Raw genomic sequence first — 1,430 nt, 5'->3', positions numbered from 1 at the left:
CCGCGTACCAGCCTGACCTTGCTGGGCATCGTCATCGGCGTGGCCTCGGTGATTGTGATGCTGGCCATTGGCGAGGGCGCGCGGCGCAAGGTGGTCGAGCAGATGGGGACCATGGGCACGGCCATCCTCTACATGGGCAGCAAGCCGCCGGCCACGGGCGGGCCGGCCGGGCAGATGACCGAGGAAGACCTGGCCGCCGTGCGCGAACTGCCCGAGATACGGCGCGTCATGCCCGTGATCGGCGACCCCATCACCGTGCGCTACGGCAAGGCCGACAAGCAGATCTACGTGTTCGCGGCCAGCGAGGAGATGCCCCTGGTGCACCACTGGAAGGTGGCCCAGGGCCGCTACTACACCGAGGCCGAGGACCGCGACCTGGCGCCCCTGGTGGTCCTGGGCCACAAGGCGCACCAGCATTTCTTCCCCGACACGCCCAACCCGCTGGGCCGCCAGCTGATCATCGGCACATCGGCCTTCGAGGTCATCGGCGTGATGAGCGAGCGCGGCGCGGACTCGGGCGCGCAGAACTATGACGACATGGTCTTCATTCCCTACCGCTCGGGCCGGGCGCGCGTCTACCAGTCGCAGACCCAGCCCGACTATGTGGTGATCGAGGCCATGTCCTCCGACGTGGTGCACGAGGCGGAGGAGGCCATGCGCAAGCTGCTGCTGGCGCGCCACGGCGGGCGCGAGGACTTCGGCATCGGCAACGCGGCCGCGCGCATCCAGGCCGAGGCGGCCACGCGCCAGAGCATGGCGGTGATGCTGGGCCTGATTGCCGCCGTTTCCCTGGTGGTGGGCGGCATCGGCGTGATGAACGTGATGCTGATGACGGTGCGCGAGCGCACGCGCGAGATCGGCATCCGCATGGCCACGGGCGCGCGCCAGCGCGACATCCTGCGCCAGTTCCTGACCGAGGCCAGCCTGGTCACCTTCGTGGGCGGCACGGTGGGCCTGCTGGCCGGCCTGGCCGTGGGCGTGGTGCTCATCGTGGCGGGCGTGCCCGTGGTGTTTTCGGTGCGCGCCATGCTGGGCGCCTTTGCCTGCGCCGTGGTGACGGGCCTGGTGTTCGGCTACATGCCGGCCAAGACGGCGGCGCGGCTGGACCCGGTGCGTGCGCTGGCGGGAGAGTGAGATGAAGGACATGAACGACAAGACGCTGGGAAATGCGCGCCTGGGCTGCATGGCCCTGGCCCTCGCGGCACTGGGCGGCTGTGCCGCGCAGCAGACGATGCCGGACAGGACAGCGCCTGCGCTGGCCGCTTCGTGGAAGCAGCAGGGCGAAGCCGTCCCTGCCTCCGTCTCACCCCAGTGGTGGCAGGCCTTTGGCAGTGCGGAGCTGGGCGGCATGGTGCAGGCCGCCCAGGACCAGAGCCTGGACATGGCTGCCGCCATGGCCCGCGTGCGCCAGGCCGAGGCGGCCACGCGCC

General features: G+C 70.5%; 1 protein-coding gene and 1 pseudogene. Both read left to right on the top strand.

Annotated features, from left to right (window positions below; genetic code table 11):
- A partial coding sequence (locus L995_RS07905) for an ABC transporter permease (RefSeq protein WP_047470789.1) occupies positions 1 to 1,134 on the top strand: 1,134 nt, incomplete at its 5' end.
- Between the two features lies 1 nt (position 1,135).
- Positions 1,136 to 1,430 (top strand): annotated as a pseudogene (locus L995_RS07900) (efflux transporter outer membrane subunit); the annotation flags it as partial.

This window comes from Delftia sp. ZNC0008, assembly GCF_000799035.1.
GTDB lineage: Bacteria > Pseudomonadota > Gammaproteobacteria > Burkholderiales > Burkholderiaceae_C > Comamonas > Comamonas tsuruhatensis.
Note: the sequence above shows the minus strand (reverse complement) of the source record. Positions and strands in the feature narration are given on the sequence as shown.